19 protein-coding genes are annotated in these 23,397 nt (G+C 61.2%); 11 read left to right on the forward strand and 8 right to left on the reverse strand.

Annotated elements, in window-relative coordinates; genetic code table 11:
• Positions 1-148: 148 nt before the first annotated feature.
• On the forward strand, positions 149-1,339 hold the full coding sequence (locus QYQ93_RS21420) for a benzoate/H(+) symporter BenE family transporter (protein WP_043047064.1): 1,191 nt from the start codon (positions 149-151) through the stop codon (positions 1,337-1,339).
• Between the two features lie 37 nt (positions 1,340-1,376).
• Here the strand turns inward: QYQ93_RS21420 and QYQ93_RS21425 are convergent, their stop codons facing one another.
• On the reverse strand, positions 1,377-1,721 hold the full coding sequence (locus QYQ93_RS21425) for a YggL family protein (RefSeq protein WP_003193255.1): 345 nt from the start codon (positions 1,719-1,721) through the stop codon (positions 1,377-1,379).
• Positions 1,722-1,956: 235 nt separating this feature from the next.
• Between QYQ93_RS21425 and dacB the strand changes: the two genes are divergently transcribed.
• A complete protein-coding gene (gene dacB, locus QYQ93_RS21430; protein WP_338475427.1) occupies positions 1,957-3,417 on the forward strand; it encodes a D-alanyl-D-alanine carboxypeptidase/D-alanyl-D-alanine endopeptidase in 1,461 nt (486 codons plus the stop codon).
• Positions 3,418-3,527: 110 nt separating this feature from the next.
• Here dacB and QYQ93_RS21435 read toward each other — a convergent pair whose 3' ends face one another.
• Together QYQ93_RS21435 and rlmKL are read right to left on the reverse strand one after the other, a co-directional pair.
• Positions 3,528-5,933: a diguanylate cyclase gene (locus QYQ93_RS21435; protein ID WP_338475428.1), complete on the reverse strand. Its 2,406-nt coding sequence runs from the start codon at positions 5,931-5,933 to the stop codon at positions 3,528-3,530.
• A gap of 232 nt (positions 5,934-6,165) precedes the next feature.
• Positions 6,166-8,430 (reverse strand): bifunctional 23S rRNA (guanine(2069)-N(7))-methyltransferase RlmK/23S rRNA (guanine(2445)-N(2))-methyltransferase RlmL, encoded by a 2,265-nt coding sequence (gene rlmKL / locus QYQ93_RS21440; RefSeq protein WP_043047067.1) that lies wholly within the window; start codon positions 8,428-8,430, stop codon positions 6,166-6,168.
• A 543-nt stretch (positions 8,431-8,973) separates the two neighbouring features.
• Here rlmKL and rmf point away from each other — a divergent pair.
• Entirely contained in the window at positions 8,974-9,189 is a 216-nt protein-coding gene (rmf, locus tag QYQ93_RS21445) for a ribosome modulation factor (RefSeq protein WP_002553055.1), read from the forward strand.
• Positions 9,190-9,325: 136 nt separating this feature from the next.
• On the opposite strand, the gene QYQ93_RS21450 is transcribed toward rmf, so the two are convergent.
• The 5 genes from QYQ93_RS21450 to QYQ93_RS21470 form a co-directional block, all read right to left on the reverse strand.
• Positions 9,326-10,345 (reverse strand): quinone-dependent dihydroorotate dehydrogenase, encoded by a 1,020-nt coding sequence (locus QYQ93_RS21450; RefSeq protein WP_043047068.1) that lies wholly within the window; start codon positions 10,343-10,345, stop codon positions 9,326-9,328.
• A gap of 86 nt (positions 10,346-10,431) precedes the next feature.
• Positions 10,432-10,893 carry a transglycosylase SLT domain-containing protein gene (locus QYQ93_RS21455; protein WP_043047069.1) on the reverse strand — a complete coding sequence of 154 codons (462 nt, stop codon included), beginning with the start codon at positions 10,891-10,893 and terminating at the stop codon, positions 10,432-10,434.
• A complete protein-coding gene (locus QYQ93_RS21460) occupies positions 10,886-11,272 on the reverse strand; it encodes a winged helix-turn-helix domain-containing protein (protein ID WP_043047070.1) in 387 nt (128 codons plus the stop codon). The genes QYQ93_RS21455 and QYQ93_RS21460 overlap by 8 nt, the downstream gene beginning before the upstream one ends.
• Positions 11,273-11,436: 164 nt before the next feature.
• A complete protein-coding gene (locus tag QYQ93_RS21465; protein ID WP_043047071.1) occupies positions 11,437-11,652 on the reverse strand; it encodes a FliM/FliN family flagellar motor switch protein in 216 nt (71 codons plus the stop codon).
• A 65-nt stretch (positions 11,653-11,717) separates the two neighbouring features.
• Entirely contained in the window at positions 11,718-11,840 is a 123-nt protein-coding gene (locus tag QYQ93_RS21470) for a hypothetical protein (RefSeq protein ID WP_268794451.1), read from the reverse strand.
• 245 nt (positions 11,841-12,085) lie between these two features.
• On the opposite strand from QYQ93_RS21470, the gene QYQ93_RS21475 reads away from it, so the two are divergent.
• From QYQ93_RS21475 to cobA, 8 genes are all read left to right on the forward strand, one after another.
• On the forward strand, positions 12,086-13,285 hold the full coding sequence (locus tag QYQ93_RS21475) for a CmpA/NrtA family ABC transporter substrate-binding protein (protein ID WP_338475433.1): 1,200 nt from the start codon (positions 12,086-12,088) through the stop codon (positions 13,283-13,285).
• A 13-nt stretch (positions 13,286-13,298) separates the two neighbouring features.
• A complete protein-coding gene (locus QYQ93_RS21480) occupies positions 13,299-13,874 on the forward strand; it encodes an ANTAR domain-containing response regulator (RefSeq protein WP_043047073.1) in 576 nt (191 codons plus the stop codon).
• A 154-nt stretch (positions 13,875-14,028) separates the two neighbouring features.
• Positions 14,029-15,240, forward strand: a complete 1,212-nt coding sequence (locus QYQ93_RS21485; protein ID WP_338477282.1) for a nitrate/nitrite transporter — start codon at positions 14,029-14,031, stop codon at positions 15,238-15,240.
• Positions 15,240-16,910 (forward strand): bifunctional protein-serine/threonine kinase/phosphatase, encoded by a 1,671-nt coding sequence (locus QYQ93_RS21490; RefSeq protein WP_338477283.1) that lies wholly within the window; start codon positions 15,240-15,242, stop codon positions 16,908-16,910. The genes QYQ93_RS21485 and QYQ93_RS21490 overlap by 1 nt, the downstream gene beginning before the upstream one ends.
• 223 nt (positions 16,911-17,133) lie before the next feature.
• Positions 17,134-19,587: a nitrite reductase large subunit NirB gene (gene nirB, locus QYQ93_RS21495; RefSeq protein WP_043047075.1), complete on the forward strand. Its 2,454-nt coding sequence runs from the start codon at positions 17,134-17,136 to the stop codon at positions 19,585-19,587.
• Complete coding sequence (gene nirD, locus QYQ93_RS21500; RefSeq protein ID WP_005790365.1) at positions 19,584-19,901, forward strand: nitrite reductase small subunit NirD; 318 nt, start codon at positions 19,584-19,586, stop codon at positions 19,899-19,901. The genes nirB and nirD overlap by 4 nt, the downstream gene beginning before the upstream one ends.
• Positions 19,901-22,609, forward strand: a complete 2,709-nt coding sequence (locus QYQ93_RS21505; RefSeq protein ID WP_338475434.1) for a molybdopterin-dependent oxidoreductase — start codon at positions 19,901-19,903, stop codon at positions 22,607-22,609. The genes nirD and QYQ93_RS21505 overlap by 1 nt, the downstream gene beginning before the upstream one ends.
• Before the next feature lie 9 nt (positions 22,610-22,618).
• Positions 22,619-23,362, forward strand: coding sequence for a uroporphyrinogen-III C-methyltransferase (gene cobA / locus QYQ93_RS21510; protein WP_338475435.1), 744 nt, complete (start codon positions 22,619-22,621; stop codon positions 23,360-23,362).
• Positions 23,363-23,397: the final 35 nt, after the last annotated feature.

A 23,397-nucleotide genomic window follows, 5' to 3' on the forward strand; every position in this document is an offset into this window, starting at 1 on the left:
TAAACGATATCGCACTGTAGGAGCGAGCTTGCTCGCGAAAAATCCGAGAGCGCAGCAATCCTCCAGAAACCGCGCGTCATCGTTGGCGTTTTTCGCGAGCAAGCTCGCTCCTACACTGTGCGTAGTCAGGTAAAAGGAATACCCCTCCATGACCGATGCCACCCAAGCGCCCTTGCGCCCGCTGGCCGATACTTCCGCGTCGGCCGTCGTCGCCGGCTTTATCGCCATGATGACCGGCTACACCAGTTCCCTGGTGCTGATGTTCCAGGCCGGCCAGGCCGCCGGCTTGACCACGGCGCAGATTTCCTCGTGGATCTGGGCGATTTCCATCGGCATGGCGGTGTGCAGCATCGGCCTGTCGTTGCGCTATCGCACGCCTATTACCATCGCCTGGTCCACACCCGGCGCGGCGCTGTTGATCACAAGTTTAGGCGGCGTGAGTTATGGCGAGGCCATTGGCGCCTACATCACCTGCGCGGTGCTGGTAACGATTTGCGGGTTGACCGGCAGCTTTGAAAAGCTGGTCAAGCGGATCCCGGCGTCGCTGGCGGCGGCACTGCTGGCGGGAATCCTGTTCAAGATCGGCAGCGAGATTTTTGTCGCCGCGCAGCATCGTACCGGACTGGTGCTGGGGATGTTTTTCACCTATCTAGTCATCAAGCGTCTGTCCCCGCGTTATGCCGTGCTCGCCGCGTTGCTGATTGGCACCGCGCTGTCTGGGTTGATGGGGTTGTTGGATTTCAGCGGCTTCCACCTGGAAGTGGCGACCCCGGTGTGGACCACGCCGCACTTCTCACTGGCGGCGACCATCAGCATCGGCATTCCATTGTTCGTGGTGGCCATGACCTCGCAGAACATGCCCGGCGTTGCCGTGCTGCGGGCCGACGGCTACAACGTGCCGGCGTCGCCGCTGATCACCACCACCGGCCTGGCCTCGCTGGTGCTGGCACCGTTCGGCTCCCACGGTATCAACCTGGCGGCCATCAGCGCGGCGATCTGCACCGGGCCCCATGCCCATGAAGACCGCAACAAGCGCTACACCGCAGCGGTGTGGTGCGGGGTGTTCTACGGGATTGCCGGGGTATTCGGCGCCACGTTGGCGGCACTGTTCGCAGCGCTGCCAAAGGAATTGGTACTGTCGATTGCAGCCCTGGCGCTGTTTGGCTCAATCATCAACGGCCTGAGTATTGCCATGAATGAGCCGAAAGAACGGGAAGCGGCGCTGATCACCTTTATGGTCACGGCGTCAGGCTTGACGTTGTTTTCCATCGGTTCGGCGTTCTGGGGGATTGTGGCGGGGGTGCTGACGTTGCTGATTCTGAATTGGCGCAAGGCATAAAAAAACGGCGACCCTCAGGTCGCCGTTTTTTTTAGTATCACTTGGCCGCGTTGATCGGCTTTTCCGGATACCACACGTCCAGCAGCGGGCTGACTTCAGCCTTGGTCAGCTCGGAACGGGTTTTCAGCCAGGCTTCAACAGCAGCGCGCTGCTCTTCGGAAACCGAGCCACGCTTCTGCAGGCAAACCAGACCGTAGTCGTCGCCGCCGACATAGCCCAGGCCGTTGGCTTCCATGGCTTCTTTGATGAATGCTTCGAGGAAAGCGTCGATAGCTTCTTCACTCAGGCCTTCGTTGAAGTCCAGGTTCAGTTCGAAACCCAGCTCTTGAAATTCATCAACGCACAGTTTTTTGCGCAGACGCTGGGAACGGTTAGTCGCCATTGGAACAATCCTCATAAGTAATAACGGGCGGCACTTTAGCAGTTTAAGGCGGCAATTGCCCGACTCTCTGGGACGGGCGGGCAATTGCCGACAAAAAAACCGCGATTAGCAGCTATCGTTGAGCTACAAGTGGTTCCAGCTTGGGGCATAATGCCGACACTTTCGTGACCATTGAGGGATTTTCTTTCATACCCCTCACCTTTTCACCCTCCTCAGCAGTAGGGTTTTACCTCTTATGATCAAATCTTTACGTTCAGTGTTAGTCGCCAGTTTCCTCTTGCCACTGGCCTTCTGTGCCACTGCTGCCCCTATTAATACCACCCTGCCGCCCAGCGTTGCCCAGGCCCTGCAGAAAGCCAAGCTGCAAAACACCGCGCTGTCCCTGGTGATGCTGCCACTGAACGGCCCCGGCACAGCCACCGTCTTCAACGCCGATGTCTCAGTGAACCCGGCCTCTACCATGAAGCTGGTCACCACCTACGCGGCCCTGGAAATGCTCGGCCCCAACCACCAGTGGAAGACCGAGTTCTACACCGACGGCACCCTCAGCGGCGGCGTGTTGCGCGGCAACCTGTACCTCAAGGGCGGTGGCGACCCCAAGCTGAACATGGAAAAACTCTGGCTGCTGATGCGCGACCTGCGCGCCAACGGCGTGCAGCAAGTCACTGGCGACCTGGTACTGGACCGCAACTTCTTCAACCAGCCGCAATTGCCTGAGTTCAACGACGACGGCAATGACGAAAACAAGCCGTTCCTGGTCAAGCCCGATGCCCTGCTGGTCAACCTCAAGGCCCTGCGCTTCGTGACCCGCAACGATTCGGGGCGGGTGATCGTGTCGGTTGAGCCGCCGATTGCCAGCATTCGTATAGATAACCAAGTGAAGGTCACCAACGCCAAGCAGTGCACCGGTGATGTGCGCTACAGCCCCGTGACTGCCGCCGACGGCAGTGTGACCGTGACTGTCAGCGGCCAACTGGCCGATGGCTGCAGCTCGCAGACTTACCTGTCGCTGCTTGACCACGCCACTTACACCGCCGGTGCCGTGCGTGCAATCTGGAAGGAATTGGGCGGCACCATCCAGGGCCGTGATATCCAGGCGCCGGTGCCCAAGGACGCCAAGGTGCTGGCCCGTGCGTTCTCACCGGACCTGGCGGAAATCATCCGCGACATCAACAAGTACAGCAACAACACCATGGCCCAGCAGTTGTTCCTGAGCCTGGGCGCGCAGTTTCGCAACGATGCCGATGGAGACGATGCCAAGGCCGCGCAACGCGTCGTGCGCCAGTGGCTGGCGAAGAAAGGCATCACCGCGCCGCACCTGGTGATGGAAAACGGCTCTGGCCTGTCCCGCGCCGAACGGGTCAGCGCCCGCGAAATGGCGGCCATGCTGCAAGCGGCCTGGAGAAGCCCCTATGCGGCGGAGTACATCAGCTCGATGCCAATCGCTGGCACCGACGGCACCATGCGCAGACGCCTGAAGACCACCGCCATGCGCGGCGAAGCCCATGTGAAGACCGGCACATTGAATACCGTGCGTGCCATTGCCGGGTACAGCCGCGACAACAACGGCAATACCTGGGCGGTGGTGGCGATCCTCAATGACAACAAACCGTGGGGCGCCTCGTCGGTGCTGGACCAGGTGCTGCTGGACCTGTATCGCCAGCCGAAGGCCGTTGCCGCCGCGCCGGTTCTCTAAAGCACCACACTACCCTGTAGGAGCGAGCTTGCTCGCGAAAAACCTCAGCGATAACGCGTGACTCCTGAATAAACGCGGCGCCGATGTTTTTTTCGCGAGCAATCTCGCTCCTACAAACCGTCTGGCATTAGGGCTTGCCCACTTCCACACGCCTCGACCCGGTCCCTGCCCGCCTGCTTGGCCACATACACCGCCGAATCAGCGCGCAGCAGCAATCCGTCGATATCTTCATCGATCCGCCAGCTGGCCACGCCAAAGCTGGCGGTGACGATGCCCACCGGTTCCATCGACGTGTCGCGCAACGACTGCCACAACTGAGTCGCCAGGCTATAGGCCTGGGTGCCATCAGTATTGGGGCACAGCACCGCGAACTCTTCCCCACCCAGCCGGCAAAACACGTCGGTGCGGCGTACGCGTTGGCCTATGCGCTTGCACAACTCCTGCAGCACTGCGTCGCCCACCCCGTGCCCGTGCTGATCATTGATGCGCTTGAAGTGATCGATATCAAGCATGATCAGCGACAACGCACCGCAGTTGCGATTAAGCCGTAGCACCTCGCCCTTGAGGCGATCCTGGAAGTAGCGACGGTTATAGATCCCCGTCAGGGAATCGGTGATCGACAGCGCACGCAGTTCTTCCTCGACCCGTTTAAGGTCGGAGATATCCGATACATAACCGTGCCAAAGCGTTCCACCTCCCGGCAACTCCTCAGGCGTAGCCTCGCCGCGAATCCAGCGCAAGCCGCGCTGGGGTAATTGCACACGGTACTCTTCGCGCCAATGGCTCAGCTGCAGCGCCGACAAGCGTATCGAGGCGCGCACGCGCTCGGCGTCCAGGGGATGAATGCGCTCGAATACCCTGCCCGCATCCTGCTGCAATACACTCAGTTCAATTTCATAGATATCGCGCATGCCTTCGCTGGCATAGATGAAGCGCCAATTATCCTGGGGCTCATGGGTGAACTGGAAGATCCCGCCCGGCACATGCGCACTGAGTTTCTTCAGCAGGCGGTCACGGGCGGCCAAGGCCTCATAGGCGCGCTTTTGTTGGGTGACGTCCAGGTAAATCGCCAGGTACCCGACCCACAAACCATAGTCATCCAAGAGCACGGTCGCCAGCATGTTGACTGTCAACTGGCTGCCGTCCTTGCGTACCAGCGTCCACTCGCGGGCTTCATGCTGGCTGTCCGGGCTTTCCACCAGCATCGCCTGGCTCGGCGGAATACGCTTGCCTAGCGCCAGACTTAAAAGCCCCGCGCGCGCTTCGAGCTCCACGCCCACATGCAAGCTCTCCAGCGTCAGGTGGCCCAGCACCTCCTCAGCTTTCAAGCCCAGCATCTGTTCGGCGCCGGCATTGAAGGTATTGATCACACCGCGCAAGTCCGTGGCGATGATGGCCACTTGAGTCGCTGCATTGAGCACACTGCGCAATTGCCCATGGGCACCGCGTAACTCCTGCTCTCGGGCGCGTAGCTGCACGGTGCGTTGCTCCACCAGCTTCAGGGCTCGCTGACGCTGGCTGACCAGCACGTAGAGCAACGCACTGAGCAAGGCGCTGAGCAACACGCCCATGGCCAGGATGGCGCGCATCGAGGAATGGTTGGACTTGTCGAATATTTCGCTCGCACGCAGGCTCAGGGCATAGACATGGTCCCCCAGGACGAGACGGCGAGCCGCCCTTAAGTCGCTGTCGCCCACGGCATTGCTGGACTCATACAACACCCGTTGCTGAGTGTCGGAAGTGTCGACGATCTGCATCACCAGATTGTCGCGGTTCGACCGGGGCAAGCCATCGGCAACCAACTGGCGCATGCTGATCACCGCCATGACAAAACCGTAGGGCTCGGTATCGGCAACTTTGCTCACGGGAGCCACCAGCAGCACACCCGCCGCATAGGCAGGCTCCACGCCCACTAATTGCATGGGTTGTGATACCGCCAACTTGCCGCTGTGTTGGGCGCGTTCCAACACCGAGCGCCGTAGAGGCTGGGCCAGCAGATCAAACCCCAACGGCGAGCCCAGCAAGCTTTGCGTCTGGCTGAAGAGCACCGGCACGTATTCATCGCGCTCGGCGGCGCGCGCCAACTCACCCACAGTGTTCAGTTCACGGATGCTGAAAGGGACGCCACGTTGGCGGGAAATGTCCTGTTCAAACAGGCTGCGTTGCTCGCGAAATATGCGCGGCGCCCAGGCATAGGCACGGGCATTCAACAACAGCGGTTGGGCGAAACCGTCGAACTCGGCACGGGACACGTCGCCGGAGTTGACGAAAAAACGCTGCAAGCTACCCAGGCGTTGCTCCTGGTCTTCAAAACGTTCTTGAATGCGGGTATAGCGTTCGTTGACCAGCAACTGGAACCGCTGGCGCACTTGTTGCTGATACAGGTCGGCAGCCGCCCATGCGACTATCACCGTCAGCGCGCTGCCGGCCAATAACACCACCAACGCCACCAGCCAAGCCGATGCCTGCTCACTGATAAAACCAAGGATTTTCGGGCGGACGGCTTGCATCGGCATAAGCAACACTCACAACGCCAGCGTGCGGGGGTGTCACTTTGGCTAGGACTTTAAGTTATAGCCATCGGTCGGGTGTTTGACCAGCCAAAAGAATGCGGGGGCTCATGTGGGAAGGGGCTTGCCCCCGATAGAGGTGAATCAGTCAATACATCGGCTGACTGACACTCTGCTATCGGGAGCAAGCCCCCTCCCACACTGGATACTCAGCGCATTCAGAACTCTTGATGTTTAATCAGCGTGCGGTGATTTTCCAGGCCCGGTGGATCTTCGCATTGCGCGCAAAATCCGGATCGATAGTCTTGTCGCTGATTTCCTCGACCGCATAGCGTTCACTGAGGTTGTCTTCGAGCTGGAACTTGCGGAAGTTGTTGGAGAAGTACAACACGCCACCCGGTGCCAGGCGGGCCATGGCCAGGTCGAGCAACTGCACGTGGTCGCGCTGCACGTCGAAGATGCCCTCCATGCGCTTGGAGTTGGAGAAGGTTGGCGGGTCGATGAAAATCATATCGAACTCATCACGGCTGGCTTCCAGCCAGGCCATCACGTCACCCTGCTCCAGGCGGTTTTTGTCGGAGAAACCGTTAAGCGAGAAGTTGCGACGCGCCCAGTCCAGGTAAGTCTTGGACAGGTCGACGCTGGTGGTGCTGCGCGCACCGCCCTTGGCAGCGTGCACACTGGCGGTGGCGGTGTAGCAATACAGGTTGAGGAAGCGCTTGCCCGCCGCTTCCTTCTGGATACGCATGCGCATCGGGCGGTGATCGAGGAACAGGCCGGTGTCCAGGTAGTCGGTGAGGTTGACCAGCAACTTCACGCCGCCTTCGCTGACTTCGGTGAATTTGCCCTGGGCGCTCTGGCGCTCGTATTGCTTGGTACCGCTCTGGCGCTCACGACGCTTGACCACCACGCGGCTCTTGTCGACGTTAAGGGCCTGGGGAATCGCTGCCAGGGCGTCGAACATGCGGGCCGAGGCTTTTTCCGGGTCGATGGATTTCGGCGCGGCGTATTCCTGCACATGCACCCAATCGTGGTACAGGTCGATGGCCATGGAGTATTCAGGCATGTCAGCGTCATACACACGGTAGCAATCCACGCCTTCACGCTTGGCCCATTTGCCCAACAGCTTGAGGTTCTTTTGCAGGCGGTTGGCAAACATCTGCCCGCCTTCGCTCAAGCGTGCCTGTTCCACCACGGGTGCCGGGGCCGGCTTGATCGGGTTGCCGTTCTTGTTGTACTGGCGCTCGACCGGCTCGGTAGGGGCCTGGTCGTAGGCCGCTTGCTCACGCTCGGCCTGACGCTGTTCCGGAGTGCGACGCTCGCCAGTGACGAACTGATCCGGATTGACCTTGATCAGCAGCAATTTGCACGGCAATGCACCGTTCCAGAACGAATACTGCTTGTGACTGCGGATGCCCATACGCTTGCCCAGGTCCGGCGCGCCGGTGAACACCGCCGCTTCCCAGCCCATGCACGCCTGGCGCAGGCGCTCGCCGAGGTTCTGGTAGAGGTACAACAGGCTGGCTTCGTCACCCAGACGCTCGCCGTAGGGCGGGTTGCAGATCACCAGGCCTTTCTGGTTCTGGTCCGGGCGCGGCTCGAAGGTGCCGACTTCGCCCTGATACACCTTGATCCAATGGCTCAGGCCAGCGCGCTCGATGTTGTTGCGTGCCGGCTGGATCAGGCGTGGGTCAGCTTCGTAGCCGCGTACCCACAACGGCGGTTTGTTCATGCCGATGGCCGCGCGCTCGGCGGCCTCGCTGTGCAGCTTCTTCCACAGCGCCGGGACGTGGCCCAACCAGGTGGTGAAGCCCCACAGTTCGCGGTTGAGGTTGGGGGCCATGTCGGCGGCAATCATCGCGCCTTCGACCAGGAAGGTGCCGACGCCGCACATCGGGTCAGTCAGCGCGCCGCCTTCGGCGGCAATGCGTGGCCAGCCGGCGCGGATCAAAATCGCCGCCGCCAGGTTCTCCTTCAACGGTGCCGCGCCCTGCTGCAGGCGGTAGCCGCGCTGGTGCAGGCTGTGGCCGGACAGGTCCAGGGACAGGATGGCTTCGCCACGGTCCAGGCGCAGGTGGATGCGCAGGTCGGGGTTGATCTTGTCGATGGACGGACGTTCGCCGGTCGGGGTGCGCAGCTTGTCGACGATCGCATCCTTGACCTTCAGCGCGCCGAAGTGGGTGTTGTCGATGCCCGAGCCATGACCGCTGAACTCCACCGCCAGGCTGCCATCGGGCACCATGTGGTCGGCCCATTCGATATCCAGCACGCCATGATAGAGGTCCTCGGCATCCTTCATCGGGAAGCGCTTGAGTACCAGCAGCACACGGTTGGCCAGGCGCGACCACAGGCACAGGCGGTACGCGGTTTCCATGTCGGCCATGCCGCGCACAGCCGAGGTGTGCTCGCGGGCTTCCTCAAGGCCAAGCCCGACGGCTTCCTCGATCAGCAGGCCTTCGAGGCCTTTGGGGCAAGTGAGGAAGAGTTCAAAACGGTCCGACATGGGGCATTCCAGGCTTTTCAGCAATAAATGAACGGGCGACGCATCGCCGGCTCGGTTTTCAATCGAGCACTTTTCTTGAAGAGTGCTCGCGTGGCACGAATGTGCCGTTCCACCCCGTCTGACGGGCCCTCGGGCCTTTGTTGACGGGGCAGAGAGAACTTTTTAGCGATTACATCCGCAACAAAAAGAAATAATCTGACCCTTCGTCGAATAATAACCGACTGCAACAGGCGGAAATTCTCACTAAAGGATTAAACCCTTTCTCTTTGCAGGGCACATCATAGCTGGCTTTGCCCCATAAAAGGGACGAAAAGCCATCCCAGCTTATGGCTATAGCATCGTTATCGTTACGTGCTTATGACAAAACGATCATTGAATCCATGTGACCTATTGGTTAGAACTCAACACAGGTTGGCGCCGTCACGACGCCGACACATCGGCTCGCCACGCCGGCAGCGAGCCCACCAACGGCAGAAAAACTCTGCCCGGCCTTGGACAAGGCCGAAGGATATCTAGACAGTCAACAAGTGAGGGAAACACCCTATGAGAAGACTTAAGCGTGATCCGTTGGAAAGAGCATTTTTACGCGGATATCAATATGGTGTTCATGGAAAATCCCGTGAGCTTTGCCCATTTACTCTACCGTCGGTACGCCAAGCCTGGATCAACGGCTGGCGAGAAGGACGCGGCGACAACTGGGACGGTATGACTGGCACTGCGGGCATCCACAGACTCAACGAACTTCACGCCGTCGGCTAATCAGGGCATTAAATTCCGACACACCACCTCTGAATATGTAATGACTTAACCACGCGCGCCCCATCCGGGCGGCGGGCTTCGGCCCAGGGGCTCCTTTATGGAGCCCTTTTTATTACCTGCCGGTTAGCCGTCAGCGTCAGCGTAAGGCAGCGATGGCATCCACCGACTGACGAATCAGCGCCGGCCCCTTGTAGATAAAGCCTGAGTACAGCTGCACCAGGCTCGCGCCAGCCGCGATCTTCTCGGCTGCATGCTTGCCTTCGGTAATACCGCCCACTGCGATGATCGGCAAACGCCCGGCCAACTCGGCCGCCAGCACCTTTACAATATGGGTGCTCTTGTCCCGTACCGGCGCGCCCGACAGGCCGCCCGCCTCGTCGCCATGGGCCAGGCCTTCGACGCCCACGCGGCTGAGGGTGGTATTGGTCGCAATCACTGCGTCCATCCCCGACTCCACCAGGGCCTGGGCCACCAGCACGGTTTCTTCATCGCTCATATCCGGGGCAATCTTGATTGCCAATGGCACACGCTTGCCGTGGCGCACGGCCAGATCTTCCTGGCGTTGGCGCAAGGCTTCGAGCAATTGCTTGAGGGAGTCACCAAATTGCAGGCTACGCAGGCCCGGGGTATTGGGCGAACTGACGTTGACGGTGACATAGCTGGCGTGGGCGTAGACCTTGTCCAGGCAGATCAGGTAGTCATCCACCGCACGCTCAACCGGCGTATCGAAGTTCTTGCCGATGTTGATACCCAGGATACCTGTGTACTTCGCCGCCTGGACCCGCGCCAGCAGATGGTCGACGCCCAGGTTGTTGAAACCCATGCGATTGATGATCGCCTCGGCTTCCGGCAAGCGGAAAATGCGGGGCTTGGGGTTGCCCGGTTGCGGCCGCGGAGTCACGGTGCCGATTTCGACAAAGCCGAACCCAAGCTGCGCGAACCCATCGATGGCTGCGCCGTTCTTGTCCAGGCCGGCTGCCAGGCCGACCGGGTTGGGGAAATCCAGCCCCATCACCGACACCGGCATTTTCGCCGGAGCCTTGCATACCAGGCCATTGAGTCCCAGGCGGCCACCGGCACCGATCAGGTCCAGGGACAGATCGTGGGAGGTTTCCGGGGAAAGTTTGAACAACAGCTGGCGGGCCAGGGTATACATGGGCGGGCTAGACTCGGATGGCGGCAAAAGGTGGCGCCGATTATAGCCGGGGTGGCGGGCCGCATGCGAGGCGCGCCGCGCTGATCTCATCGGCGCTGCGAAACCAGCGCTTCATAACGCACCCAGATCCTTTCTGCGTACCGCAGACGTAGTGCCTCACGCTGCGGGCCTGGCCCCGGCCCGACGTTGTAGGCACCCACCGCCGTCCAGTTATATCCGAAACGCTGGATAAACTCAGCCAGGATCGAGGCACCGACCTCCACTGACAGGCAAGGCTCGTTCAGCAGACGCTCTTCGGTAATGCCCTGCTTGAGTAAACGCGGCAGGTGGATGCTGTTGATCTGCATCAGGCCGATATCACGCGTGCCGTTGCGGTTGGTGTAGTTCATTGCCTGGGAGCGGTAACCCGACTCTACCGCAGCGATGGCCTGCAACAACTCAGGTTCCAGGTCGTATCGCCTGGCCATTTCGTCCCAGCAGTAGGCCAATGCCTGGTTGCTGCCCATCAGCAAGCCGAGCAGCAGGCCCCTGCTCCCCCCCTTAAGCATTGCTGGCCTGACCACAGAATGAACACACGTGCATAACGTGCCTTGATGGGTCGCTCACCACCCGCACCGGGCAGGTAAAACGATACCCCTTGCCATAGATAGTCTTGATAAACCCTTTATCGGTTCCCAGGTGCTTGCGCAGGGAGTAAATGCACCGCGTCAGTGACTCATCGGCCACTTCGCCCCGGGACCAGGCCAGTTCCAACAAACGGTCCTTGGTCATCAACGTGCCACCGGAGGCCAGCAGCAGGCGCAGAACCTGCCCCTCCTTGGGTGGCAACTGAATGTCCGCGTGCCCGCCCGTCAACCGGCCATCGCCATGCAAAGTCCAGCGAGCAAAGACCAGGGAAGTCGCAGGTTCAGCATTCACGACGACCATACGCACCTCTGCATTCGACTACTGCCATTCAAAATCCTTATTTCCTGTGCCAGCTCGCGCCAATGTCACAACTATAGAAATCGGCACTTCGGCCCGCGCTAGGACAAAACCCATTCAGCCAATTATTTTTTGCACCTTCCGGTAGGAAAATTCGCTACCCGCCCTTATTGAGAGATCCATTCCTGATAGGTCTCCTGCAGCTCCACCCCCAGCCGGTCCTCCAGTTGCACCAGCTCACCCAATGCCATCAGTTGTCCATTGACCCGCACCTCCACACATCGGGTTACGCCTGGATCCAAGGGCAGCACCTTCCCCGGTGCGAACGCAGCCAGACGCTTGCGGCTGATCAGTTGCTCCTGCAACAGTATTTCCAGATGCATGGACAAAGGCCTTTTTCAGGGGGGAAAACTCAGGATCTGTTTGCAGGAACGCACGTTACACAGGCTCAGATTGCCCGGTGGTCAACGGCCTCACACCAGACAGCGCAACTGCCCAGCAACAACACGCCACAGATCAGCACCAGGTACAGCCAGCGGTATTTGATCGTTACAGGTGAATCAGCGTGCACCGTGGATATTCCTGGGCTGTATGGCTTGAAGAAGCGGCCATACTGCGAGGCGCAAGAGGTTCAATCATGATGGAAAGCTGACGGCAGAACCCACCTTCCAACCCATGGCATGTGCCTTGCTATGCACTCTGTAACAGGCCCGCGCCAAAGACTCGGCGAGCCTACGTACATAGCCGTGGTTGCCCTGCATTGGCCTGCATGGCCGCCCTGGAAATCACGGCTTTCTTGAAAAAAGGCAGGTGTCGATGAACGATCCACTGGCTTGGGTAAACGGCAGTGACGCTCCGGAAAAAAGCAGCCTCGACCTGGGCTTCATGGCATTGAGCGATTGCGCCTCGCTGGTAGTCGCCGCTACCCAGGGCTTTGCCCAACCCTATGGCCTCACGCTGAATCTCAAGCGCCAGTCGTCGTGGGCCAACCTGCGTGACAAGCTGGTCAGCGGCGAACTGGACGCCGCCCACAGTCTCTACGGGCTGGTCTATGCCGTGCATCTGGGCATCGGCGGCGTCGTCCCCTGCCCCATGGCGGTGCTGATGGGGCTCAACCAGAACGGCCAAAGCATCAACCTGTCCCAGGGTCTGCAAAACCAAGGGGTGATCACTCCTGAGGCGCTGGAACGCCATGTGCACCAAAGCCGGACAAAATTGACTTTCGCCCAGACGTTTCCCACAGGCACCCACGCCATGTGGCTGTATTACTGGCTGGCGAGCCAGGGGATTCATCCATTGCAGGACGTTCAAAGCGTGGTGGTGCCACCGCCGCAGATGGTCGCCCACCTACAGGCCGGGCGCATCGACGGGTTTTGTGTCGGCGAACCCTGGAGTGCCAGTGCGGTGCGACACCACCAGGGTTTTACCCTGGCGACCACCCAGGCGATCTGGCCGAATCATCCGGAAAAGGTCCTGGGCTGCACCCAGGCCTTTGTCGATGCCTACCCCAATACGGCTCGCCTGCTGGTCATGGCAATCCTCGAGGCCAGCCGATTTATCGAACAGAGCACTGAAAACCGCCGCTCCACCGCCCGCTTGCTCAGCGCCCGCGAATACCTCGACGCACCGCTGGACACTATCGAACCCCGCCTGCTGGGCAACTATGACGACGGCCTCGGCAACCAGTGGCAAGACCCCCATGCACTGCGCTTTTTCGCCGGTGGCGAGGTGAACTTGCCCTACCTCAGCGACGGCATGTGGTTCATGACCCAGTTCCGGCGCTGGGGGTTGCTGCGTGAAGAGCCTGACTACCTTGGCGTCGCCCGCCAGGTGCAGCAACTGGCCTTGTATCGCCAGGCGGCCACGGCGCTGGGTATCACCACCTACGACGAGGATATGCGCAGCAGCCAGTTGATCGACGGCAAGACCTGGGACGGCTCCGACCCCGCCGGCTACGCCCGCAGCTTCCGCTTGCATGCCATGGCGCCTGACATCCGCCACCAAGCGCTGCGCTGACAGGAGCACGAGCATGTTACGAATCCTGTTGATCAACGACACCCCGCGCAAAGTCGGTCGGCTCAAGGCCGCGTTAACCGAAGCCGGTTTCGAGGTGATCGATGAGTCGGGCCTGACTATTGACCTGCCCGCACGCGTCGAAACGGTGCGCCCGGATGTGATCCTGATCGATACCGAGTCACCCGGCCGCGATGTGATGGAGCAAGTGGTGCTGGTCAGCCGCGACCAGCCCCGGCCCATCGTGATGTTTACCGATGAGCACGATCCGAACGTGATGCGCCAGGCGATCAAATCGGGAGTCAGTGCCTATATCGTCGAAGGCATCCAGGCACAGCGCTTGCAACCGATCCTCGATGTCGCCATGGCCCGCTTCGAGAGCGACCAGGCCATGCGCGCCCAGCTGCACGCCCGCGACCAGCAGTTGGCCGAGCGCAAGCGCATCGAGTTGGCCAAGGGCCTGTTGATGAAGATGAAGAACTGTAATGAAGAAGAGGCCTACACCCTGATGCGCCGCCAGGCCATGAGCCGCCAGCAGAAACTGATCCAGGTGGCGGAGCAGATTATTGCCATGAGCGAGTTGCTCGGCTGATCTGGCTCAGCTCTTGCTAAACAATCCTTACAGGTAGCCAACGGCGGTTGCCCCTCCACGACAAAGACGTCGCCCATCCGGTTTGCCCCTCGCGAACCTGGTGGCGGCGTTTTTTGCGTTTTGGTCCCCTAGCTCCCAACCGTTGAGGTGCATGATGAAATCAAGCTTCTGGAAATCCGGGCACACCCCGACCCTGTTCGCCGCGTTCCTGTATTTCGACCTGAGCTTTATGGTCTGGTACCTGCTGGGCCCGTTGGCGGTGCAGATCGCCGCCGATTTGCAACTGACCACTCAACAGCGTGGCCTGGTGGTGGCGACACCGATCCTGGCCGGCGCGCTGCTGCGCTTTCTGATGGGCATGCTCGCCGATAAGCTATCGCCCAAGACCGCAGGTTTGATTGGCCAGGTGATTGTGATCGTGGCGCTGTTCTGTGCCTGGAAACTGGGGATCCAGAGCTACGAGCAGGCCTTGCTGCTGGGCCTGTTCCTGGGCATGGCCGGTGCCTCCTTTGCGGTCGCCCTACCCTTGGCGTCCCAGTGGTACCCGGCGCAACATCAGGGCAAGGCCATGGGCATCGCCGGGGCCGGTAACTCCGGCACCGTGTTCGCCGCCTTGCTGGCACCAGTGCTGGCGGCCGCGTTCGGCTGGAGCAATGTGTTCGGCTTTGCGCTGATTCCGCTGGTGCTGACGCTGATCGTGTTCGCCTGGCTCGCACGCAATGCCCCAGAGCGGCCGAAAGCCAAATCCATGGCCGACTACTTTAAGGCCTTGGGCGACCGCGACAGCTGGTGGTTCATGTTCTTCTACAGCGTGACCTTCGGTGGCTTTATCGGCTTGGCCAGCGCCCTTCCCGGCTATTTTAATGACCAGTACGGTCTGAGTCCGGTGACTGCCGGCTACTACACCGCCGCCTGCGTGTTCGGCGGCAGCCTGATGCGGCCCTTGGGCGGTGCCTTGGCGGACCGTTTCGGCGGGATCAAGACCCTGCTCGGCATGTACAGCGTGGCGGTGATCTGTATTGCGGCAGTGGGTTTCAACCTGCCCAGCTCCTACGCGGCGCTGGCGCTTTTCGTCTGCACCATGCTCGGCCTTGGTGCCGGTAATGGCGCGGTATTTCAATTGGTGCCGCAACGTTTTCGTAGTGAGATCGGCGTGATGACCGGGCTGATCGGCATGGCCGGCGGTATCGGCGGCTTCGCCCTCGCGGCGGGCATGGGAGCGATCAAACAGAGCACTGGCAGTTATCAACTGGCCCTGTGGTTGTTCGCCAGCCTCGGTGTGCTGGCCTGGTTCGGCCTGCATGGCGTGAAGCGGCGCTGGAGAACCACTTGGGGTTCGGCCGCCGTGACCGCCGCACGCGTTTGATGAGCCTGCAACTGAGCATCGCCCAAGCCAGCGCCATCGGCCCCCGCAGCGAAAACCAGGATGCGCTGCGGGTGGTCACGCCCCTGGCGGAACTGGCGGCGAGCAAAGGCTATCTGTGCGCATTGGCCGATGGCGTCAGCCAATGCGCCGACGGTGGTCTGGCCGCGCGCTCGACCTTGCAGGCCCTGGCCCTGGACTACTACGCCACGCCGCAGACCTGGGGCGTGGCCCAGGCGCTGGAGCGTCTGCTGCTGGCGCAGAACCGCTGGTTGCAGGCCAATGGCGGCGGGCAACCGTTGCTGACCACCTTGAGCGCCCTGGTGTTTCGCGGCCGGCGTTTCACCCTGGCCCATGTCGGCGATTGCCGGGTATATCGCTGGCTCGACGGCGAGTTGCAACGCATCAGCGAAGACCATGTGTGGGAACAGCCGGGCATGCAACATGTGCTCAAGCGCGCCCTCGGCCTGGATCAGCATCTGGTGCTGGACTTCCTCGACGGCGAGCTGCGCGAAGGTGAATGCTTCCTTTTGCTCAGCGACGGGGTGTGGGCCACACTGGGCGACGCCAGCATCGGCACGATCCTGCGTGAACAAAGCGACCTCGACCTGGCCGTCAGCACCCTGGTCAACGCTGCGCACCTGGCCGGCAGCCAAGACAACGCCAGCGCCTTACTGGTGCGTATCGACCGACTCGGCGCCGCCACTCTCGGCGACGCCCTGGTGCAGCTGCAGCAATGGCCGCTGCCGCCAGCGCTGAAGGCCGGCCAGACCTTTGAGGGCTGGCGGGTGGAGAGCGTGTTGGCCCAGAGTCGCCAGTCGCTGTTGTACCGTGTCCGCGATGCCCAGCAACAACCCTGGCTGCTCAAGACGTTGCCACTGAGCCACGATGACGACACCGACGCGGCCCAAGCCTTGTTGTCGGAAGAATGGTTCCTGCGCCGGGTCGCCGGCCGTGCCTTTCCTGAAGTGCATGCCGCCAGTGGTCGTCAGCATTTGTACTACGTGATGCGCGAATATCCCGGGCAGACCCTGGCCCAACTGTTCCAGCAGCAAGGCCCACTGCCGCTGGCGCAGTGGCAGACGATCGCCGAACGTTTGCTGCGGGCCGTGGGCCTGTTGCATCGCCGGCAGATCCTGCACCGCGATATCAAGCCGGAAAACCTGCTGCTGGGAGACGATGGCGAACTGCGTGTGCTGGACTTCGGCCTGGCCTACTGCCCCGGGCTGTCTGAAGACCGCGCCCATCTGCTGCCCGGCACTCCGAGCTTTATCGCACCAGAAGCCTTCGGTGGCGAGCAGCCTACAGGGCAACAGGATTTGTATGGCGTTGGTGTGACCTTGTATTACCTGCTGACCGGGCATTATCCCTACGGCGAAATCGAAGCCTTTCAACGCCCGCGCTTTAACCAGCCGGTCAGCGCCAGCCGCTATCGTCCCGACTTGCCGGATTGGTTGCCGCACAGCCTGGAACGTGCCGTGGCCGCCCTGCCCGCACAACGCTATGAAACCGCCGAAGAATGGCTGCTGGTAATGGAACAGTCCGACCGCCATGAACTCAGTGTGCGGCCACGCCCCCTGCTGGAACGCGAACCGCTCAAGGTGTGGCAAACCCTGGCGGTGGCTTCGCTGCTGATCAATCTGGTGCTGCTGTACTGGCTTTTGCACCACTAACGAGCAAAATCCGCCGAGGCTCTATTTAAACGCCCAATAAAACTGGGGGTATGGGAACTTGGCACAGCTGCTGCATTAGCTTTCCCAACAACCCACATATAGCCGCCCTTCAACGTCGAAGGCGCGTGCTTCCCGAGAGAACGGGACCAGGACAAAGGCGTCCTCGCTAGCTGACTAGCGGGGACGCCTTTTTTTGTTTGCGCGTGTTTGGTCGGAGAGCGACATGAAAAAACTCAAACTGGTGATGATCGGCAATGGCATGGCCGGGGTACGTACCCTGGAGGAGTTGCTCAAGCTCAGCAGCGACATTTATGACATCACCGTGTTCGGCGCCGAGCCCCACACCAACTACAACCGCATCCTGCTGTCGCCGGTACTGGCCGGTGAGCAAACTTTCGAAGAGATCGTACTCAACGACCTGGACTGGTATCTGGATAACAACGTCAAGTTGCTGCTCAACCGCAAGGTGGTGCAGATCGACCGGGTCAAGCGCAGAGTCATCGCCGAAGACGGTACCGAGGCCGAGTATGATCGCCTGCTGATCGCCACCGGCTCCACGCCGTTTATCCTGCCGATCCCCGGCAATACCCTGCAGGGCGTGATTGGCTACCGCGATATCGCCGATACCCAGGCCATGATCGACACCGCCAAGACCCACAAGCATGCGGTGGTGATCGGCGGCGGCCTGCTCGGCCTGGAGGCCGCCAATGGCCTGATGCTGCGTGGCATGCACGTCACGGTAGTGCACCTGGGCGAATGGTTGCTGGAACGTCAGCTGGACAAGACCAGCGGCCAACTGCTGCAGACCGAGCTGGAAAGCCGTGGCCTGGTGTTTCGCCTGTGCGAACAAACCCAGGCCCTGCACGACGCCGGCAATGGCCGGGTCGGCTCGGTGCAGTTCAAGAATGGCGACATCATCCCCGCCGACCTGGTGGTGATGGCCGCCGGTATCCGCCCCAATACCGAACTCGCGGAAAAGTCCGGTATTCCCTGCAACCGAGGGATCCTGGTCAACGACACGATGCAGACCTACGACCCGCGCATCTATGCGATCGGCGAATGCGCCAGCCATCGTGGCATCGCCTATGGCCTGGTGGCGCCGTTGTTCGAACAGGCCAAGGTCTGCGCCAACCATCTTGCCCAACTGGGCTTTGCCACCTACAAGGGCTCGGTCACCTCGACCAAGTTGAAGGTCACCGGCATCGACCTGTTCTCGGCCGGCGACTTCATGGGCGGCGAAGGCACCGAGACCATCACCCTCTCCGACCCCATTGGCGGCGTGTACAAGAAGCTGGTGATCAAGGACGACATACTGGTCGGCGCCTGCCTGTACGGCGATACCGCGGACGGCGGTTGGTATTTCCGTCAGATTCGCGAGAATCACGCCATTGGCGAAATCCGCGATCACTTGATGTTCGGTGAGAATGCACTGGGCGACGTCGGCCACCAAGGACAGGACAAGGCCATGAGCATGGCCGACAGCGCCGAAGTCTGCGGCTGCAACGGCGTGTGCAAGGGCACCATCGTCAAGGCGATCCAGGAACAAGGGCTGTTCAGCGTCGACGAGGTGAAAAAGCACACCAAGGCCGCCAGTTCCTGCGGCTCCTGTGCTGGCCTGGTGGAACAGATCCTGATCAACACCGTGGGCGGCGCCGCCGACGTCAAACCCAAAAGCGAAAAGGCCATCTGCGGCTGCAGCGATCTCAATCACGGGCAGATCCGCCAGGCCATCCGCGAGCAGCACCTGCTGACCATCGACAGCACCCTGCGTTACCTCAACTGGCGCACGCCCAATGGCTGCGCCACCTGCCGCCCGGCGCTCAACTATTACCTGATTTCCACCTGGCCCGGCGAGGCCAAGGACGATCCGCAATCGCGGCTGATCAACGAGCGGGCCCACGCCAATATTCAGAAAGATGGCACCTACTCGGTAGTCCCACGGATGTGGGGCGGTGTGACTAACCCCTCGGAGCTGCGCCGCATCGCCGATGTGGCCGACAAGTACAACGTGCCGATGGTCAAGGTCACGGGGGGCCAGCGCATCGACCTGCTCGGCATCAAGAAGCAGGACTTGCCGGGCGTATGGAAGGACCTGGATATGCCGTCCGGCCACGCCTACGGCAAGTCCATCCGCACCGTAAAAACCTGCGTGGGCAGCGAGTTCTGCCGATTCGGCACGCAGAACTCCACGCAACTGGGCATCGAGCTGGAGCATGACCTGTTCAATATGTGGTCGCCCCACAAGGTCAAGCTGGCGGTCTCCGGCTGCCCACGCAACTGTTCGGAAGCGGGGATCAAGGATGTCGGAATCATCGGCGTCGACTCCGGCTGGGAGATGTATATCGGCGGCAATGGCGGGATCAAGACCGAAGTCGCGGAGTTCTTCGTCAAGCTGAAAACCGCCGAGGAGGTGCGCGAATACAACGGCGCGTTCCTGCAGCTGTACCGCGAAGAAGCTTTCTATCTGGAGCGCACGGTGCACTACCTGCAACGGGTGGGTATGGAGCATATCAAGAAGGCAGTGCTCGAGGACCCGGCCCGCCGCAAGACCCTCAACGAGCGCCTGCAGTTCTCGCTGTCATTCGAGCAGGACCCGTGGAAAGAGCGCCTGGAACAGCCGCTGCTGAAAAAGGAATTCGACGTTATCCCCGTGAAACAGCTGGAGGTCTCGCTATGAACTGGCTGGATATCTGCGCCCTGGATGAAATCAACACTCTGGGCTCGCGCATCATCAGTGGGCCGAAAGGCGACATCGCGATTTTTCGCACCAGTGACGACGAAGTCTTCGCCCTCGACGACCGTTGCCCGCACAAGGGCGGCCCCCTATCCCAAGGCTTGATCTACGGCAAGCGCGTGGCCTGCCCGCTGCACAATTGGCAGATTGACCTGGCGTCCGGCGAAGCCCAGGCCCCGGATATCGGCTGTGCCCACCATCATCAGGCCCGGGTGGAAAACGGTCGGGTGATGCTGGCCCTGCGGGACGCTGGTTGATGAACCGCCAGACCACCGCGTCCACCTGCTGTTATTGCGGGGTGGGCTGCGGCGTGCTGATCGAGCATGACGGCGAACAGATCCTGGGGGTGCAAGGCGATCCGAGCCACCCGGCCAACTTCGGCAAATTGTGCAGTAAAGGCGCCAGCCTGCACCTGACCGGCGACTTGAGCGCTCGCGCCCTGTACCCGGAGTTGCGCCTGGGCAAGGACTTGGCACGCACGCGCACCGATTGGGGCACCGCCCTGGAACACGCGGCCACTGTGTTCGCCGATACCATCGCCGAACATGGGCCCGACAGCGTGGCGTTCTATATCTCGGGGCAACTGCTGACCGAGGATTACTACAGCTTCAACAAATTGGCTCGGGCCTTGGTGGGCACCAACAATATCGACAGCAACTCACGGCTGTGCATGTCCTCGGCCGTGGTCGGCTACAAGCGCAGCCTGGGCGCCGATGCGCCGCCGTGCAGCTATGAAGACCTGGAAAACAGCGACTGCGTGATGATCGTCGGCAGCAATATGGCCTATGCCCACCCGGTATTGTTCCGACGCCTGGAGCAAGCCAAGGCGCAACGCCCGCAGATGAAAGTGGTGGTGATTGACCCTCGGCGTACAGACACCTGCGATTTGGCCGACCTGCACCTGGCAATCCTGCCGGGGACGGATGTGGCGTTGTTCCATGGGATCCTGCACCTGCTGCTGTGGGAAGGCTGGATCGACCACGCCTTCATCCGGGCCCACACCGAGGGTTTGGCCGAGCTCAAACGCCTGGTGCATGACTACACGCCGCAAATGGTCACGCAGCTGTGCGGCATCAGTGTCGAGCAATTGCGCGTGTGCGCCCAGTGGATAGGCACTTCCAGTAGCTTTTTGTCGCTGTGGTGCATGGGGCTTAACCAATCCACTGCTGGCAGCGCAAAAAACAGCGCATTGATCAACCTGCACCTGGCCACGGGAACCATTGGCCGGCCGGGCTGCGGGCCGTTTTCCCTGACTGGGCAACCGAATGCCATGGGTGGGCGCGAGACCGGCAGCCTGTCCAATTTGCTGCCGGGCCACCGCGAGACGTCCAACCCGGAACATCGCGCCGAAGTCGCCGCCTACTGGGGCGTGGAGCAACTGCCGGCGCCCACCGGCCTCACTGCGATCGAACTGTTTGAACAGGTGCAGGCCGGCAAGATCAAGGCCCTGTGGATCGCCTGCACCAACCCTGCGCAATCTTTGCCGGACCAGAATGCCGTACGTGCAGCCTTGGCGGCGTGTCCGTTCGTGGTGTTGCAGGAGGCTTTTCGCACCACCGAAACCGCTGCCTATGCCGACCTGCTGCTGCCGGCAGCCAGTTGGGGCGAAAAGGACGGCACGGTGACCAACTCAGAACGGCGTATTTCCCACGTACGTCGCGCCATCGCCCCGCCGGGAGAAGCGCGGGCAGACTGGGCGATTACCGTGGATTTCGCAAAGCGCCTGGAACAACGAATGCGCCCGGGGTTGCCCAGCCTGTTTGCCTTTGAGCAAACGACCCAGCTGTTTGATGAATTCAAGCAACTTACCCAAGGTCGCGACCTGGATTTATCAGGTATCAGCCACGCACTGCTCGACCAGCTCGGCCCGCAGCAATGGCCGTTTCCCAAGGGCGCGCAGGCGGGTACGCCGCGCCTTTACACAGACGGTATTTTCCCCACGGACGATGGCCGGGCGCGGTTTATCGCCGACCCTTACCGCGCTGCCAAGGAGCAGCGTGACGCACGCTTCCCCCTGACCCTGATCACCGGGCGCCTGCGCGACCAGTGGCATGGCATGAGCCGCACCGGCACGGCCGCGCAGTCGTTCGGGCATGTCAACGAGGCGTTGCTGGGCCTGCATCCGGACGAACTGCGTCGCCATCGTTTCAAAGAAGGTGACCTGGTCAACCTGAAAAGCCGTCGAGGCAATGTGATCGTCGCCGTCAGCAGCGATGACAGCGTGCGCCCCGGCCAGGCGTTTCTGCCTATGCATTGGGGCGACCGTTTCCTCAAGGGCGGCGTGAACGTCCTCACGCAGCCGGCGTTCGATCCCTTGTCCAAGCAGCCGGAACTCAAGCACAGCGGTGTGCGTCTGGAAGCGGTGCAACTGCCGTGGCAACTGTTCGCGCTGATCGAGGGCGATGTGCAGCAACACTTCGACGCCCTGCGCCCGCTGTGTGAGGGCTTTGCCTACGTGAGCCTGAGCCTGGCCGGACGTGAGAGACCAGCGCTAGTGGTGCGGGCGGCACATACCGAGGCACCCGACCTGCAACAGTTGAACCGCATTGACCAACTGTTGGGTCTGGACGACGGGCCGGTCATGGCCTATGACGACCCACGCCGCTCAATCGGCAAGCGCGTGAAGATCGAGAAGGGACGCATCACCGCCCTGCGCCTGGCCGGCGAGACCCTGGCCCGTCACTGGCTGCAAAGCCTATGGCTGGAAGGGCGTGCCGACGAGCAGCTGCGGCGCTGGCTGTTGGCGCCATTAAGTGCGCCACCGGGCGGTGCGGCGGCCAGCAGCAAGATTGTGTGCAACTGCAAGAACGTCAGTGAAAACGCCGTATGCGAAGGTATTGCGCAGGGCTTGGACCTGGACGGCCTCAAGCAGGAGCTGGGCTGCGGCACGCAATGCGGCTCCTGCGTGCCGGAAATCAAACGTCTTTTGGCCAGCACCCCGCAGCCAATCGCAATCAGTGTATGAGGGAACAATATGAGCGCAAAAGTATGGCTGGTAGGCGCCGGGCCCGGCGATCCGGAATTGCTGACCCTCAAGGCGGTAAGAGCCCTGCATGAAGCCCATGTGGTGCTGATTGATGATCTGGTCAACCCGGCCGTGCTGGACCACTGTCGCAGCGCACGCGTGGTGACTGTCGGCAAGCGCGGTGGCTGCCGCTCCACGCCCCAGGAATTTATCCATCGCCTGATGCTGCGTTATGCACGCCAGGGTAAATGTGTGGTGAGGCTCAAGGGCGGCGACCCGTGCATCTTTGGTCGCGGTGGTGAAGAGGCGTTTTGGCTGCGCGAGCGCGGCGTTGAAGTTGAATTGGTCAACGGCATCACAGCAGGGCTGGCGGGCGCGACCAACTGCGATATCTCGCTCACGCTGCGCGGTATCAGTCGCGGCGTGACATTGGTCACCGCCCATACCCAGGACGACAGCCAACTGAACTGGCGCGCACTGGCCGAAGGTGGAACCACGTTGGTGGTGTACATGGGAGTGGCGAAGCTGGAGGAAATTGGTCAGCAACTACTGGAAGGTGGCATGGCGGCTGATATGCCTGTAGCGATGATCGAAAACGCATCGCTGCCCCAACAGCGCGAATGCCGCAGCGAGCTTGCACGGATGCATGCGGATGCGCAGGCATTCGCCTTGAAAAGCCCGGCAATCCTGGTGATTGGCCACGTTGCTGCTGCCGCACAGACGGCTTGTGTCGCTGCAGCGGCCAGCGCCTGAGGCAAATCGCAGGCGAAAAAAACCCGGCCTAAGCC

Source organism: Pseudomonas khavaziana, from assembly GCF_036704165.1.
Classification (GTDB): Bacteria; Pseudomonadota; Gammaproteobacteria; order Pseudomonadales; family Pseudomonadaceae; genus Aquipseudomonas; species Aquipseudomonas khavaziana.